This window comes from Rubrivivax benzoatilyticus JA2 = ATCC BAA-35, assembly GCF_000190375.1.
GTDB classification, from domain to species: domain Bacteria; phylum Pseudomonadota; class Gammaproteobacteria; order Burkholderiales; family Burkholderiaceae_C; genus Rubrivivax; species Rubrivivax benzoatilyticus.
This window is the reverse complement of sequence record NZ_AEWG01000159.1, coordinates 25910-40956: the sequence shown is the minus strand read 5'-3', so window position 1 is coordinate 40956 and position 15047 is coordinate 25910. Positions and strand designations below refer to the sequence as shown.

Here is a 15047-nt window from a genome sequence, read left to right as displayed (position 1 = left end):
GATGGCTTCCGCCGGCGGCGCGCCGCTCCTATGCTCGCCGGCACCGAACAGGAGCACCGCATGTCCCGCCACGTCCTCGCGCTCGACCAGGGCACGTCCAGCTCGCGCAGCATCGTCTTCGACGAGACCGGGCGCATCGTCGCGCTGGCGCAGCGCGAGTTCCGCCAGCACTACCCGCAGCCCGGCTGGGTCGAGCACGACCCCGAGGAGATCTGGCAGAGCCAGCTCGCCACCGCACGCGAGGCCATCGCCCGCGCCGGCCTGACGGCACACGACATCGCCGCGATCGGCATCACCAACCAGCGCGAGACCACCGTCGTCTGGAACCGCCGCACCGGCCTGCCGGTGTGCAACGCCATCGTCTGGCAGGACCGCCGCGGCGAGCCGCTGTGCGCCCAGCTGCGCGAGCGCGGCCTGGAGGACGCGGTGCGGCGCAGCACCGGGCTGGTCATCGACCCGTATTTCTCGGCGACCAAGATCCGCTGGATCCTGGACCACGTCAACGGTGCGCATCTCGCCGCGGCGCAGGGCGAACTGGCCTTCGGCACCGTCGACAGCTGGCTGATCTGGAAGCTGACCGGCGGCCGCGTGCACGCCACCGACGTCAGCAACGCGTCGCGCACGATGCTCTACGACATCCGCCACGACACCTGGGACCACGGGCTGCTGGCCGCGCTGCACGTGCCCGACAGCCTGCTGCCGCAGGTGCTGCCATCCAGCCATGCCTTCGGCGAGACCGACGCCGGGCTGTTCGGCGCACCGATCCCGATCGCCGGCGTCGCCGGCGACCAGCAGGCGGCGCTGTTCGGCCAGGCGTGTTTCGAGCCCGGCCTGGCGAAGAACACCTACGGCACCGGCTGCTTCATGCTGATGCACACCGGCGAGCGTTTCGAGCGTTCGGCCAACGGCCTGGTGTCGACCGCCGCGGCGCGCACCGGCACGGCACGCGAGTACGCGATGGAAGGCAGCGTCTTCATCGGCGGCGCCGTCGTGCAGTGGCTGCGCGACGGCCTGCAGGCGATCCGCGCCAGCGGCGAGGTGCAGGCGCTGGCCGAGAGCGTGCCCGACGCCGGCGGCGTGATGTTCGTGCCGGCTTTCACCGGCCTGGGCGCGCCGTACTGGAACGCCGACGCGCGCGGCACCATCGTCGGCCTGACACGCGGCAGCACCGTCGCGCACATCGCGCGCGCGGCGCTCGAGAGCATCGCCTTCCAGAGCGCGGCGCTGCTGCAGGCGATGGCACGCGACGCCGCGGCGCAGCCGGGCGGCCGGCCGCTGACCGAACTGCGCGTGGACGGCGGCGCCTGCGTCAACGATCTGCTGATGCAGTTCCAGGCCGACCTGCTGGGCATCCCGGTGCTGCGCCCGCAGGTCACGGAGACGACCGCGCTGGGCGCGGCCTACCTAGCCGGGCTGGGCGTCGGCATCTGGCGCGACCGCGCGGAGCTGGCGGCGCTGTGGCAGGCCGAGCGCCGCTTCCTGCCGACGATGGCGCGCGACCGCGCCGCCGAGCTGATGGCCCGCTGGGAACGCGCCGTGCGCCAGACCGTCGCCGAATGAGCGCCGGCGGCGCGCCGCCTCAGGCCTTGGACTCGAGGTCGCGCAGCGTCTTGCCGGCGGCCAATGCGTCGCGAACCCATTGCGGGCGCTTGCCGCGGCCGACCCAGGTATTGCCGGCTTCGTCGCGGTATTTGGCGACGACCAGCTTGCGTTTGCGCGCACGCGGCTTGGCGGCCACGAGGCCGAGATCGGCGGCGGTGAGGCCGTATTGGGCGATCTGCTCGCGGATGGTGGTGATGACGGCGTCGAGTTCACGACGCCGGATCTTCTCGGCTTCGGCCTTCAGCGATTCGATCTGCTGGAGAACCTGGCTGTATGTTTTCGTCATTTTCATTCCGTGCTGGACGCAGCCGCCAACGTCCTCCCCACGGGCCGGTTACGTTGACCGGCCCGCCCGCCTGCCGACGACGGCGGGTGATTCGCGCGGGCCGGCGGCCCGCGCAGCGCGGAACTTACCACGACGGCGATCCGAATGCCGTGGCGCCGGCCATCGCCAATGCAATTCGTCAGCGGGCCCCATGAAACGCTCGAATCGCGACCGCAATTTCGCTGAATTGACGGGCGCACCGGCCATTGACGAGGCCGTGTGATCGGCGCTTATGGGCCAGCGTTCGTCCGGCAGATGAAATGCAATGCGCCGTGCGGCCGGCCCGTTACGGCGCGACGTGGCGCCAGACGACGGCACGGTCGCCGAGGAAGTCGATCTCGGTGTCGGCCACCGCACCCAGGCGTTCGGCGAGGCGGATCGAGCGCTCGTTGGCAGGCCGGATCAGGCTGATCGGCGAGACGATGCCGCGCACGTCGCGGCCCCAGGCGAGCGCGGCGCGTGCCGCCTCCTCGGCGTAGCCCTGGCCCCAGGCGTCGCGCGCGAGCAGCCAGCCGAGCTCGCAGCCGGGCCAGCCTTCGGGGTGCATGAAGCCGACGCGGCCGAGCATGCGGCCGTCGCTCTGGCGCTCAACGGCCCACATGCCGTGGCCGCGCAGCGTCCAGTGGCCGATGAACATCGCCACCTGGCGCCAGGCGACGTCGCGCCCGGCCGGGCCGCCGGCGCCGATGTGGCGCATGACCTCGGCGTCGGCGCACATCTCGGCATAGGGCTCGACGTCGGCCGGGCCGAAACTGCGCAGCACGAGGCGCGCGGTGCGCAGCCGCGTCATGGCTGCGGCTCCAGGCGCACCTCGGTCTTCACCGAGTTGGCGATGAAACACGCCTCGTGCGCACGGTGGTGCAGCACCGCCAGGCGGGCCGCTTCGGGCACGGCGTCGCCGGCCAGACGCACACGCGGGCGCAGCGTCACGGTGGTCAGGAAGGGCCGGCCCTGCTCGTCGCGCCCCATCGTGCCGACGGCATCGTCGACATAGGAGTCGACGCGCCAGCCGGCGCTGGCCGCCAGCGACAGGAACCACAGCATGTGGCAGCTGGCCAGCGAGGCGACGAACAGCTCCTCGGGGTCGACGGCGCTGGCGTTGGAGTACGGCAACGGCACGACACCGGGCGAAGCCGAGGCGGCGATCTCGGCTCCGCCGTCGAAACGCAGCGCATGCAAGCGGCTGTAGCGCTGGTCGGTGAAGGCCTCGGCGGGCTGGCGCCGCCATTCGACCTGGGCGTGGTGTTCGGACATGGCCCCTCGCGGACGACTGGACCACGGCATTGTGCGCCTGCACACGCCGCCCGGACGGCGATCAGAGGCTGCCGCTGCGGCGCAGGTGTTCGAGACGCAACGCCAGCAGCTGGCGCTTCTCGGCGACACGCTGGCGCTTGGCGCGCCAGGCCGGCGTGTCGGCCTCGGCCGCCGGCGCGGCGTCGAGCTCGGCCTGCAGCGCGGCGATCTCGCGCATCAGCTCGACCTCGGCCGGCACGTGGCCGGCGTCCTTCAGGATCTTGAACGGCATCTTCAGGCCGTCGGGCGTCTGGTCGTAGCCGTCGTCCAGCGCCAGCGGCCGGCCCCAGCTGGGCGCGGACTTCAGCTCGCCGTTGTCCTGGCTCTCGCGCAGCGCGTCGGCGATCTGCTCGTCCAGCGTGCGCAGGCGCTCGAGGCGCTCGTCTTCACGCCGCGTCGCCATGCCCGCGTCCTCAGGCGCGCGCCTCGCGCGCCAGGCCCAGGCGCGACACCCAGTGGCGCGTCAGCGCCGTCGCCGGCTTGGCCATCAGGCGCTCGTTGAGCAGCGCGCGGCCGAGGTCGCGCCGCCGGCCCTGCACCGCCGCGGCGAGCAGAGTCTGGTCGATCAGGTCGCGCTGCGCATGGCTGCCGCCGAGCGCAGGCGCCGACATGCGCGCCGGGTAGAGGCTGTCGGCCGCGGCGTCGAAGTCGCCGCGCGCGAAGGCCAGCAAGGCGCGCATCAACGGCAGGCCGACCTCGCGTGCCATCGTGTGGTTGACGCGGCGCGCGTCGTCGAGGGCGAGCGCACGTTCGGCGCAGCGCGCCACCCAGCGTTCGGCGCGGCCGACCTGGCCGGCGGCGAGCAGCGCGATGACACGGTGCAGGTCGTTGAAGGCGTAGTGGCCGGGCTCGTCGTCGGCCTCGGCCCAGGCGTCGGCCAGCGCCAGCGCACGCGCCGAGACGTCCTCGCCGACGAGGTGCAGCCGCCACAGCATCGCCGCGGCGTCGACACGCTGCGGCGTCGTCGTCAGCGTCTCGGCCGTCAGGTGGCCGTCGACCAGGCGCAGCACACCGGCGCAGTCCATCGCCTCGACGCGGAACAGCGCCTTGTGCCACCACAGATGCGACGCGAAGGCGTTGCCGTCGGCCCAGTCGTGCTGGTGCAGACGCAGCCAGGCCGAGCCTTCGTCGTGCCGGCCCTGCATCTCCAGCACGTGGGCCACGGCGTGCACCGCCCAGGTGACGCGGCGGTCGGCCTGCAGCGCCTGGCGCGCGGCCTCCTCGGCCTGCGGGTACAGGTTGCACTCCTCCAGCCCGAAGGCGTAGAGGCCGAGCACGAAGGGGTACAGCGGGTCGTCGGCGTCCCAGTCGGGCAGCGAACGCGCCGGGCGCATGCGCATGCCGGCGCTGTCGCCGCGGTGCAGGTCCCACTGGTGCGTCCACTGCAGCGCCAGCGCGTCGCGCGGGTACTCGAGCAGCAGGTCGTCCCAGCGGCGGCAGGCGTTGTGCCAGCGGCCTTCGAACACCAGTTGCAGCGCCTCGAGGTGGGCCCGCTCGCGCACACCGGCACCGCCCAGACGCTCGCGCGCCGCGTCCAGGTGTCGGGCCACCGCGCCGAGTTCGCCGGGGTCGGTGGCGGCGAGCAGCCAGCCCGCCTTCATCAGGTGCGGCATCGCCCAGCCGGGATCGGCCGCGATCGCCGCGTCGAGATCGGCCAGCGGCGAGTCGTAGAACGACATCAGCCGCCACAGCGCCGACTCCGCGGCATCACGCGCCGCGGCGACACCGCAGCCGACGGGATTGCCTCGCAGATCGAAAAACGCCATGGCGGGACTGTAGCGCGAGCCTGTAACACGCCCCGGCGGGGCTCAGTCCTCGCGCGTGCCATCGCGCTCGGGCCTTCGGCAGGCGCAGAACGCCTTCCGGCGTCCTGCGTCCGGCCTCAGATCGGCGGCCCGGCCGGCAGCGGCGGCCGCAGCCGTTCCCAGGCGCGCGCCAGTTGCAGCACGCCGAGGTCGTCGTGGCGCCGGCCGGCGATCTGCAGCCCGACCGGCAGGCCGTCGGCGGTCAGGCCGGCCGGCACCGCGACGGCCGGCTGCTCGCTCATGTTGAACGGCAGCGTGAAGCCGATGTGCGCCATCGCCCGCGCCGGGTCGTTCGTCGGGCTGGCGTGCAGCGCCGGGAAGGCCGGCACCGGCGCCACCGGCGAGAGCACGAAGTCGAACCGCGCGCAGGCGGCGACCGCGGCGTCGCGCAGCGCGGCCATCTGCGCGTGGCCGTCGAAGACCTGGGCGGCGCTGTAGCCGGCCCCGCGGCCGGCCCAGTCGCGGATGAACGGCAGCACACGCTCGCGCCGCTCGGGCGGCAGCGCCTGCAGGTCCAGCCACGAGCGCATGCGCCAGAACAGGTCGATGCCCTCGGCCATCTCGGGCGTCGTGAACGGCGCCAGCGGCTCGACGATGCAGCCGGCGGCTTCGAAGGCGCGTGCCGCGGCGGTGACGACCTCGACGTGGCACGGCTGCGGCGCCAGGCCCCAGCCGGCGTCGAGCAGCAGGCCCAGCCGCAGGCCGCGCAGGTCCAGATCGTCGAGCCGGTCCCAGGCGATGGCCTGCGGCGGCAGGCTGGTCGCGTCGCGCGCATCGGGGCGCGACAGCTCGGCCATCAGCAGCGCGGCGTCGGCCACCGTGCGCGTGATCGGCCCGGCGCAGCGGCCGGCGTACGGCGGCACGATCGGCACACGGCCCAGGCTGGGCTTGAAGCCGACGACGCCGCACCAGCCGGCGGGCAGGCGGATCGAACCGCCGATGTCGGTGCCGACGTGCAGCGGGCCGTAACCGGCGGCGGCCCCGGCGCCCGCGCCGGCGCTGCTGCCGCCGGGCGTCAGCGCCGGGTTCCACGGGTTGCGTGCCGCCGCGTGCAGGCTCGACAGCCCCGAGGACAACATGCCGTAGTCGGGCATCGTCGTGCGCGCGACGAAGACACAGCCGGCCTCGCGCAGGCGCGCCGCGGGCGGCGAGTCCTCGGCTTCGGGTGCGGCCTCGACGGCAGCGCAGCCCAGCGGCTTGGGCCAGCCGCGTGTGCCGACGTTCTCCTTGAGCATCGCCGGCACCCCGTCCAGCGCCGACAGCGGCCGGCCGCGGCGGTGGCGTTGTTCCGACTCGGCCGCCGCGGCGAGCGCGCCGTCGGGGTCGAAGCCCCAGGTCGCGTGCAGCGTGGGTTCGAGCTGTTCGACACGCTCGATGACGGCCCGCGTGGCCTCCACCGGCGACAGCTCGCCGCGCCGGTACAGCGTGGCCAGCGTCGCGGCGTCGAGCGTGTGCAGCGCCGCCATCAGCCGCCCCAGGAGACGGCGGCGAGGTCGTTGGCGAAGATCGGCGAGCGTGTCCACAGCCCGCGCAGGCCCTTGCGCCAGACCGCCACCTGCGCCGGGTTCCAGAGGAAGACGCTGGCCGCGTCGTCGGCCAGCTTGCGCTGGATCTCGCGCCACAGCCGCGCCTTCTCGCGTGCGTCGTTGCTCGCGGCGTGGGTCGTCACGAGGCGGCGGAAGTCGGCGCTGTCGTAGCCGAAGTAGTACTTCGGGTCGGCGTAGGCGGTGGCGTAGTCCAGCGGCTCGACGTGGTTGATCAGCGTGAGGTCGAACTGGCCCTTGAACGCGCCCGACAGCCACTGCGCCCACTCGACGTTCTCGATCTTCGCGACGACGCCGACCTTGGCCAGCATCGCGGCGACGATCTCGCCGCCCTTGCGCGCGTACGGCGGCGGCGGCAGCGTCAGCGTGACCTGCAGCGGCGTCGTCACGCCGGCGTCCTTCAGCAGCGCACGCGCCTTGTCGGGGTCGTAGGCGACGAGGCCCGACAGGTCGACGTAGCCGCTGTCGGTGGGCGCGAAATGGCTGCCGATCGGCGTGCCCAGGCCTTCCTGGGCGCCGGCGATGAAGGCGCGGCGGTCGATGGCGTGCGTCAGCGCGCGGCGCACACGCACGTCGTCGAACGGCTTGCGGCGGTGGTTGACCGCCAGGATGCCCTTGCCGGCAGTGGCGCCGACCTCGACGACGAAACGCCGGTCGGCACGCAGCTGCGGCAGCGCCTGCAGCGCGGCGAAACGCGGCATCGCGTCGACGTCGCCGGCCAGCAGCGCCGCGACCTGGGCCGCCGGGTCGTTGATGAAGCGGAAGACGACACGCTCCAGCGCCACGCGCGCGGCGTCGCGGTGGCCGGCCCACTTGGCCAGCGTGACGCTGACGCCGCGTTTCCAGTCGTCGACGCGGTACGGCCCGGTGCCGACCGGCCGCGTCGCGGCATTCGCGGCGCTGGCCGGGTGCAGGATGACGGCGCTGCTCTCGCCGAGGCGAAACGGCAGCGCCGCATCGGCGTGGGTCAGCGTCAGGATGACGGTCTGCGGGTTCTCGACGGTGATGCGGGCGATGTTGTCGAACACCGCCTTCTTCGCCTTGTTCGTGCTGCCCTCGGCGCGCGCGCGCTCGAAGCTCCAGCGCACGGCTTCGGCGTCGAAGGCCGCGCCGTCGGAGAAGGCGACCCCGCGGCGCAGCCGGAAGACGTAGCTCTTGCCGTCGGGCGAGACGGTCCAGGACTCGGCCAGCAGCGGCGACACGCTGCCGTCCATGCCGATCTTCGTCAGCCCTTCGAGCACGTTGTAGTGCACGATCTCGCCGATCGCCGCGGCCGGCGCGACGGTCGGGTCCAGGCCGGGCGGCTCGAGCACCATGCCGAGCACCAGGCGCTTCTTCGCCGCCTGGGCCTGCGCAAGAGGCTGCGCCGCGGCCAGCGGCAGGCCGGCCAGCAGCGTGTTGACGGTTCTACGGGTGGGATTCATGGCCGCGCGATTCTGCGCCAAGGGCCGCGGCCAGCAGCCGGCGCGTGTACGGGTGCTCGGGGGCGCGGAACAGGCGCTCCGGCGTGCCGCGCTCGACGACCCGGCCCCGGTACAGCACCAGCACCTCGTCGCTGACGAGGTCGACGACGGCCAGGTCGTGGCTGATGAACAGATAGGCGACGCCGTAGCGCTGCTGCAGGTCCTGCATCAGGTTCAGCACCTGCGCCTGCACCGAGACGTCGAGCGCGCTGACCGGCTCGTCGGCGACGATCAGCTTCGGCCGCGTGACGAGGGCGCGTGCGATCGCGATGCGCTGGCGCTGGCCGCCGCTGAACTCGTGCGGGTACTTCGGCAGATCGGCCGGGCCCAGGCCGACGGCTTCCAGCACCTCGACGGCGCGTGCGAGCTGCTCGTCACGCCCGGCGCCGTGCAGCACGGCCAGCGGCTCGGTGACGGTCTGCAGCACGCTGCGCCGCGGGTCCAGCGAGCCGTACGGGTCCTGGAAGACCATCTGGAACTTGGCGCGTGCGCGCCGCAGCGCCTCGGGCGCCAGCGTGTGCAGGTCCTCGCCGTCGAGCCGCACGTGGCCGGCGCTCGGCGCCTCGAGCGCCATCACCAGGCGCGCCAGCGTGCTCTTGCCCGAGCCCGATTCGCCGACGATGCCCAGCGTGCGCCCGGCTTCAAGCGTGAAGTCCACGTCGGCCAGCGCCTGCAGTTCGGTCGCCGGCGCGAAGAGCTGTTCGCGCGGCAGGCGGTAGCGCTTGCCGAGCCCGTGGACCTGCAGCAGCGGCGCCGTCATGCGTGCACGCGGATGCAGCGCGCCTCGTGGCCCGGGCCGACGGCCACCGGCGCCGGCAGCGCGGCGCGGCACTCGGCAACGGCCTGCGGGCAGCGCTCGGCGAAGGGACAGCCGGCGGGGCGACGGCCCAGCGCCGGCACGCGGCCGGGGATCGTCGCCAGGCGGGTGCCGCGCGGCAGGCCCAGGCGCGGCTGGGCGGCGAACAGCGCGCGCGTGTACGGATGCGCCAGGCGCTCGAAGACGGCGGCCGTCGGGCCGCTCTCGACGACGACGCCAGCGTACATCACGAGCAGGCGCTCGACCGACTGCGCCATCACGCCGAGGTCGTGGCTGATCAGCAGCAGCGCCATGCCGGTGGCGGCACGCAGTTCGGCGATCAGGTCCAGCACCTCGCGGCGCACGGTGGCGTCGAGCGCGGTCGTCGGCTCGTCGGCAATCAGCAGGTCGGGCGCGCAGGCCAGCGCGATCGCGATGACGACACGCTGGCGCTGGCCGCCGGAGAGCTGGTGCGGGTAGGCGTCGAGCCGGCGCGCCGCGTCGGGCAGGTGCACCCGTTCGAGCAGCCGCAGCGCCTCGGCGCGCGCAGCCGCCGCCGACAGCCCGCGGTGCAGGCGCAGCGGCTCGGCGATCTGGCGGCCGACGGTGTGCAGCGGGTTCAGCGCCGTCATCGGCTCCTGGAACACCATTGCCAGGCGGTCGCCGCGAAGCGCGCACCAGTCGCGTTCGGCGAGCGTCGTCAGCTCGCGGCCGTCGAGGACGATCGAGCCGCTCGTGCGCGCGGCCTCGGGCAGCAGGCCCATCAGCGCCAGCGCGGTCAGCGACTTGCCGCAGCCGGACTCGCCGATCAGGCCCAGCGTGCCGCCTCGGCCGAGCGTGAACGAGATGCCGTCGATCGCGGCGGCATGGGCGCCATCGGGCGTGGGCAACCGGACACGCAGGTCGTCGACGGCAAGCAGGGGAGCGGACACGGGCGGCAACGATAGCGCCGTCGTCGGGACGGCATGAAAAAAGCCCCGGCGCCGGGGCGCGGGGGCTTCGGGGAGTGTCGCCACTCCGGATCGACCGGCGGCCGTGGCCGCCGGCGACCGTTCGATCAGAACGAGTGGCGGATGCCGATTTCCAGGCCTTGCGACTTGTCGCCGGCGTCGATCGTCGAGTAGTCGTTGGACACCGTGAACTTGGCGGCGTCGTCGTTGTCGATCACCGCATAGGTGCCGTACAGCGCGGTGCGCTTGCTCAGGTTGTAGACGGCGCCCAGGGCGATGCGGTCGGCATCGCGGTCGGTGGCGTCGTTGGACTTGCTCTTCGAGTACGCGGCGCGCAGCACGAAGGCACCGACCGGCACGGTCGCGCCGACGGTGTAATGCTTGTCCTTGTTGCCTTGGTACTTGCCTTGCTGGTAGGCGGCCATCAGCTTGGCGACGCCGAGGTCGTACGAGCCGCCGATGACCGTCAGCTTGACGTCGCTGTTGGTGACTTCGGTCTGGCCGTAGCCGACGTTGACGTTCAGCGGGCCGGCGGCGTAGCCGAGGCGACCACCGTAGTACTTCTTGCCCGCGGTGCCTTCGCCAGCGGCGACCGACAGCTGGCCGTACACGCCGCCGAGGTTGGCCGGCAGGAAGTAGGTGACCTGGTTGTCGTTACGGACCTTGGAGTCGACGCTGCCCCAGACCTTGTAGATGCGGGTGGTGTCGCCGATGCCGGTCGTGCCGAAGGCGTCGAAGTCGGCCAGCGCCGAGTAGGTCGGCGCGAAGTCACGGCCCAGGCGCACTTCGCCCAGCGAGTCGGAGATCAGGCTGACCGTCGCACGGCGGTGCCAGAAGCGGGCGTTCGGCTGCGAACCTTCGTCCGGCTTGACTTCGGACTCGAGCCAGAAGCCGGCCTTCAGGCCGCCGCCCAGGTCTTCGACGCCGCGGAAGCCGAGGCGGCCGGTGCTCAGGCCGCTGCTGCCGAGCACGTCACGCGTGCCGGCGGTGTCGTTGTCCAGATGACGGTAGGCGACGTCCAGGACACCGAACACGGTGACCGACGACTGGGCCGACGCGCTGCCGGCGGCAGCGGCCAGGACGGCCAGAGCGATGAGGGACTTCTTCATTTGGATTCCTCGTTGGGGGATGGAGATTCAGACACACAGGCCGCAGCGAGGCGGCACCTCAGCGAACGAGAGGCTACGAACCGTCCGGAGGCTCAACTAGCTCTTCTATTGCAATAGTGCGCTACGCCAGGAGAAATAATAAACCCCGATTGCCTTCGCCAATTCGTCATGACAAGCGCTTACTCGCGCTTGCGCGGCGCGCGCCCCCGCGTAACGGGCCCATATGACAGTTTGCGCGCGCCTGGGCAAGCACCCGCGCGCCAGTTCGACACCGGCTGCAGACGGCGGCTGCTGCGTTCACGCAACAGCCCAGGACGTTGCTGCAGCGCAACGCCGAAGACCGGTTCCACGCTCAGCGCGGGCCTTGCGAGGCCAGAAGATCGGCGTAGGACGGCGCCACACGGGGCGCCGCGGCCAAACCGAGCGCCTCCAGCAGGGCCTCGGCGATGCGCTGCCCGTCGGCATCGGACTGGTCTTCGGCGAGCACGACCTCGACCTCGACGAAGTCGCCCAGACCCTCGACGCGGTCGAGATGCAGCCGGGCGCCAGCCACGAGCGCCAGCCAGCGCTGCTTGCGCACGCGGGCGCGCACGCCCAGGCCGCGGCCGAGCACCCGGTGCAGCGCGTCGGCCGTGCCGCCGACGCCCACACGCTCGTAGTCCGAGGCGCGGGCCGCGTCGGTGTCGGGGCGTTCGTAGTGGATCAGCTCGGCCGTGCCGTCACCGAGGCGGCGCAGCTTGAGCCGCCCGGTGGGCACGGCGTAGAACACGTCGTCCTGCTCGAGGCGGGTCAGCACGCCGCCGGCCAGCGCCCGTGCCCGCTCGCGCAGCGGGTCGATCGAGCCGACCCGGACCTTGATCTCGATGTTGCGTGCCATGCGCTGCCTGCCCGGACACGATCATCGCGCCACGGCGCGGCCACGCGCCAGCCTCGGATCGAGCAGGTCGCGCAAGGCGTCGCCCAGCAGGTTCAGGCCGAGCACCGTGGTCATGATCGCCAGGCCCGGGTAGACGGCCTGCATCGGCGCCTGGAACCACTGCGTCTGCGCCTCGTTGAGCATGCGTCCCCAGCTCGGCCGCGGCGGCTGCGTGCCCAGGCCCAGGTAGCTGAGCGCGGCCTCGGCGAGGATCGCGGTGGCGAAGGCGATCGTCGCCTGCACGACCAGCGCCGCGGCGATGTTGGGCAGCACGTGGTCGAGCGTGATGCGCCAGCCGCCCTTGCCGGCGGCGCGCGCGGCGAGCACGTACTCGCGCGCCCAGATGCCGAGCGCGGCGCCGCGCGTCACGCGGGCGAACACCGGCACGTTGTACAGCCCGATGGCGACGACGCTGGTCGCCAGTCCCGGACCGTAGACCGCGGCGAGCAGGATCGCCGACAGCAGCGCCGGAAACGCGAAGGTGAAGTCCGCGGCACGCATCAGCAGTTCGTCGAGCCAGCCGCGGCGCGCGGCGGCCACGCAGCCGAGCGTGACGCCCAGGACGAGCCCGATGGCCACCGCGACGACGCCGACGAGCAGGCTGGTCTGCGCGCCGGCCATCAGCAGCGAGACGATGTCGCGCCCGAGGCTGTCGGTGCCCAGCCAGTGCGCCGCGGACGGCGGCTGCAGCCGCGCGCCGATGTCCAGCTCGTCCGGCGCCCACGGCGTCCAGACCAGCGAGACCAGCGCCAGCAGCAGCACGCTGCCGACCAGGAGCGCGCCGAGCACGAAGCCCGGACTGCGCCGCGCCCGCGCGGCGAAGGAGACGCCGGCCGGCCCCGCCAGGCGGGAATGAGCCCCGGGGCTCATGCGTGCCGCAGCCGCGGGTCGACGAGCGCGTAGAGCACGTCGACGACGAAGTTGACGGCGACGACCAGCGCCGCCAGCAGCAGCACGACGTCGCGCACGACGACGAGGTCGCGGTTGGCCACCGCCTGGAACACCAGCCGGCCCAGCCCGGGGAGCACGAACACGTTCTCGACGACGATGGTGCCGGCGACGAGGTTGGCGAACTGCAGGCCGGCGACGGTCAGCACCGGGATCGCGGCGTTGCGCAGCACGTGGCGGTGCAGCGTCTGGCGCCGCGACAGGCCCTTGGCCCGCGCGGTGCGCACGTAGTCCTCGCCCATCGTGTCGAGCACCGCCGAGCGCGTGACGCGCGCCAGGATCGCCGCCTGCACCGCCGCCAGCGCCAGCGCCGGCAGCAGCAGCGCCTTCAGGCCCTCGACGACGCCGCCGCCCTCCTCTTCGCTCCAGCCCGGGAAACCGCCGGCACCGACCCACTGCAGCTGCACCGCGAACAGCAGGATCAGCAGCATCGCCAGCCAGAAGCCGGGCACCGCCAGCCCGAGCTGGGTGGCGATCATCACGCCGACGTCACCGGCGCGGCCGCGGCGCGCCGCGGCGTAGACGCCCGCGGCCAGAGCGACCACGGCGGTCAGCACCATCGCCAGCGCCGCCAGCGGCAGCGACACGCGCAGGCGCTCGGCGATCAGCTCGGCGGTCGGCGTGTCATAGGCGATGCTGTCGGCGGTGCGGCCCTGCAGCAGGGCGCCGACCCACTCGGCATAACGCTGCGGCGCCGGCCGGTCCAGGCCCAGCCGGGCCTCGAGGGCGGCCACGGCCTCGGGCGTCGCGGTCTCGCCGAGCACCACCTCGGCGGCACTGCCGGGCAGCCATTCCAGCACCACGAAAACGATCATCGACGCCGCGACGAGCGTCAGCACGAAGGTCGCGAAGCGGCGCAGCAGGAACACGGACATCGCGGGCAATGATGCCCGATGCGTCCGGGCGGCCCGGCGAAAGAACGGCCCCGGCGCACGAGGCGGCGGGGCCGGGGGTGGCGGCCGCGCGGGCCGCCGGGGGGTGATCAGTCGCCCAGGCCTTCGTGGCGGGCGGCAGCGGCGTACAGGTCGGCGGCGAAGCCGGGGTCGGTGTTCTCGACCTGGTGCGCCAGCTCACGGACCGACGCGATGTCGTGCACACGCGCCGGGGTCTCCGGGTGATGCGCCAGCCGCTTCATCAGGCGGGAGAACAGCTCGGCCGCGATCAAGGCGCCGCGAGGGGTGTCCTGCGCCGGTGCGACCGATTGAACTTCAACGTACATGCCCATCTTGTTTCCTGTCGGCACAGCCCTCGTGGGGCTGCGATGAAGGCATTTTCAGGGTTTACCCGATCACGATCTACTGAATGTTCTGCATCTGGCACATAAGCAGCGTTCATATCAGAATCGGTTCATGAACTTCCGCACGCTGGACCTGAACCTGCTTCGTGTCTTCGACGCGGTGATGACCGAAGGCAGCCTGACGCGGGCGGCGCAGGTGCTCTCGGTGACGCAGCCGGCCGCCAGCCATTCGCTCAAGCGCCTGCACGAGGCCGTCGGCGAGCCGCTGTTCGTGCGTGGTGCGCACGGCATGAAGCCGACTCCGCGCGCGCAGGCGCTGTGGCCGGTGGTGCGCGAGGGGCTGGGCGAGCTGCAGCGGGCGCTGGCGCCGGAGGAGTTCGACCCGCGCACCCAGGAGGCGAACTTCCGCATCACGATGCCGGATGCACCGGCCGCCGTGCTGACGCCGATGTTCGTGCGCGCGATCGAGTCGCGGCAGGCCCGGGTCAACCTGCGCATCGTGCCGCTGACCAGCCGCGACCCGCGCGCGATGCTGCGCGACGGCGAGGCCGATCTCGCCGTCGGCCACTTCCCGGAGGCGATCGCCGCGCTCGTCGCCGGCGGTGCGCAGACCGGCCTGCTGCACCGCCAGCTGCACCGCAGCCACTACGTCTGCGTGATGCGCCGCGGCCACCCGCTGGCCGACACGCTGACGCTGGACGCCTTCTGCGAGGCGCACCACCTGCTGGTCAGCTTCTCGGGCCGGCCGCACGGCATGATCGACGAGGCGCTGGCGGCGCTCGGCCGGCGGCGGCGCATCGTGCTGACCGTCAACCAGTACTTCACTGCCGGCCGCGTCGTCACGCAGTCGGACCTGATCACGGTGCTGCCGCTGTCCTTCGTCGCCGCCACCGGCACCTCGCACCGGCTGGTCACGCGGCCGCTGCCGGGGCCGGTGACGCTGCCGCCGGTGGGCGTGCAGATGGTCTGGCCGGTGCGCCAGGACGCCGACCCGGCACACCGCTGGCTGCGCCAGCTGGTGCAGCAGGCGGTCGGCCGGGAGGTGCCGGCCGAGTGAGC

At 72.9% G+C, this 15047-nt stretch carries 16 protein-coding genes; 2 read left to right on the top strand and 14 right to left on the bottom strand.

The window, feature by feature from the left end:
- Nucleotides 1–60: 60 nt before the first annotated feature.
- A complete protein-coding gene (glpK, locus tag RBXJA2T_RS18725) occupies nucleotides 61–1560 on the top strand; it encodes a glycerol kinase GlpK (RefSeq protein WP_029718426.1) in 1500 nt (499 codons plus the stop codon).
- Between the two features lie 19 nt (nucleotides 1561–1579).
- On the opposite strand, the gene RBXJA2T_RS18720 is transcribed toward glpK, so the two are convergent.
- The 14 genes from RBXJA2T_RS18720 to RBXJA2T_RS18655 all read right to left on the bottom strand — a co-directional run bounded on the left by RBXJA2T_RS18720 (nucleotide 1580) and on the right by RBXJA2T_RS18655 (nucleotide 13970).
- Nucleotides 1580–1888 carry an H-NS histone family protein gene (locus tag RBXJA2T_RS18720; RefSeq protein ID WP_009859000.1) on the bottom strand — a complete coding sequence of 103 codons (309 nt, stop codon included), beginning with the start codon at nucleotides 1886–1888 and terminating at the stop codon, nucleotides 1580–1582.
- Between the two features lie 325 nt (nucleotides 1889–2213).
- Nucleotides 2214–2717 carry a GNAT family N-acetyltransferase gene (locus RBXJA2T_RS18715; protein ID WP_009858999.1) on the bottom strand — a complete coding sequence of 168 codons (504 nt, stop codon included), beginning with the start codon at nucleotides 2715–2717 and terminating at the stop codon, nucleotides 2214–2216.
- On the bottom strand, nucleotides 2714–3181 hold the full coding sequence (locus tag RBXJA2T_RS18710) for an OsmC family protein (protein WP_009858998.1): 468 nt from the start codon (nucleotides 3179–3181) through the stop codon (nucleotides 2714–2716). Before RBXJA2T_RS18710 ends, RBXJA2T_RS18715 begins: the two co-directional genes overlap by 4 nt.
- 61 nt (nucleotides 3182–3242) lie before the next feature.
- Nucleotides 3243–3623 carry a DnaJ family domain-containing protein gene (locus tag RBXJA2T_RS18705; RefSeq protein WP_009858997.1) on the bottom strand — a complete coding sequence of 127 codons (381 nt, stop codon included), beginning with the start codon at nucleotides 3621–3623 and terminating at the stop codon, nucleotides 3243–3245.
- Nucleotides 3624–3633: 10 nt separating this feature from the next.
- The gene (locus RBXJA2T_RS18700; RefSeq protein ID WP_009858996.1) at nucleotides 3634–4986 is read right to left on the bottom strand and encodes a tetratricopeptide repeat protein; all 1353 of its coding nucleotides are present in this window, start codon (nucleotides 4984–4986) and stop codon (nucleotides 3634–3636) included.
- A gap of 116 nt (nucleotides 4987–5102) precedes the next feature.
- Nucleotides 5103–6491 carry an amidase gene (locus tag RBXJA2T_RS18695; RefSeq protein WP_009858995.1) on the bottom strand — a complete coding sequence of 463 codons (1389 nt, stop codon included), beginning with the start codon at nucleotides 6489–6491 and terminating at the stop codon, nucleotides 5103–5105.
- On the bottom strand, nucleotides 6491–7993 hold the full coding sequence (locus tag RBXJA2T_RS18690; protein WP_009858994.1) for an ABC transporter substrate-binding protein: 1503 nt from the start codon (nucleotides 7991–7993) through the stop codon (nucleotides 6491–6493). The genes RBXJA2T_RS18695 and RBXJA2T_RS18690 overlap by 1 nt, the downstream gene beginning before the upstream one ends.
- Entirely contained in the window at nucleotides 7977–8792 is an 816-nt protein-coding gene (locus tag RBXJA2T_RS18685; RefSeq protein ID WP_009858993.1) for an ATP-binding cassette domain-containing protein, read from the bottom strand. Before RBXJA2T_RS18685 ends, RBXJA2T_RS18690 begins: the two co-directional genes overlap by 17 nt.
- Nucleotides 8789–9760 carry an ABC transporter ATP-binding protein gene (locus tag RBXJA2T_RS18680; protein WP_029718424.1) on the bottom strand — a complete coding sequence of 324 codons (972 nt, stop codon included), beginning with the start codon at nucleotides 9758–9760 and terminating at the stop codon, nucleotides 8789–8791. The genes RBXJA2T_RS18685 and RBXJA2T_RS18680 overlap by 4 nt, the downstream gene beginning before the upstream one ends.
- 125 nt (nucleotides 9761–9885) lie before the next feature.
- On the bottom strand, nucleotides 9886–10887 hold the full coding sequence (locus RBXJA2T_RS18675) for a porin (protein WP_009858991.1): 1002 nt from the start codon (nucleotides 10885–10887) through the stop codon (nucleotides 9886–9888).
- 352 nt (nucleotides 10888–11239) lie between these two features.
- Nucleotides 11240–11764: a class IV adenylate cyclase gene (locus RBXJA2T_RS18670; RefSeq protein ID WP_009858990.1), complete on the bottom strand. Its 525-nt coding sequence runs from the start codon at nucleotides 11762–11764 to the stop codon at nucleotides 11240–11242.
- A 21-nt stretch (nucleotides 11765–11785) separates the two neighbouring features.
- Nucleotides 11786–12673 carry an ABC transporter permease gene (locus tag RBXJA2T_RS18665; RefSeq protein ID WP_029718423.1) on the bottom strand — a complete coding sequence of 296 codons (888 nt, stop codon included), beginning with the start codon at nucleotides 12671–12673 and terminating at the stop codon, nucleotides 11786–11788.
- Entirely contained in the window at nucleotides 12670–13626 is a 957-nt protein-coding gene (locus RBXJA2T_RS18660; RefSeq protein WP_009858988.1) for an ABC transporter permease, read from the bottom strand. The genes RBXJA2T_RS18665 and RBXJA2T_RS18660 overlap by 4 nt, the downstream gene beginning before the upstream one ends.
- A 107-nt stretch (nucleotides 13627–13733) precedes the next feature.
- Nucleotides 13734–13970, bottom strand: coding sequence for a hypothetical protein (locus tag RBXJA2T_RS18655; protein ID WP_230247228.1), 237 nt, complete (start codon nucleotides 13968–13970; stop codon nucleotides 13734–13736).
- A gap of 130 nt (nucleotides 13971–14100) precedes the next feature.
- On the opposite strand from RBXJA2T_RS18655, the gene RBXJA2T_RS18650 reads away from it, so the two are divergent.
- On the top strand, nucleotides 14101–15045 hold the full coding sequence (locus RBXJA2T_RS18650) for a LysR family transcriptional regulator (protein ID WP_009858986.1): 945 nt from the start codon (nucleotides 14101–14103) through the stop codon (nucleotides 15043–15045).
- Nucleotides 15046–15047 lie beyond the last annotated feature (2 nt).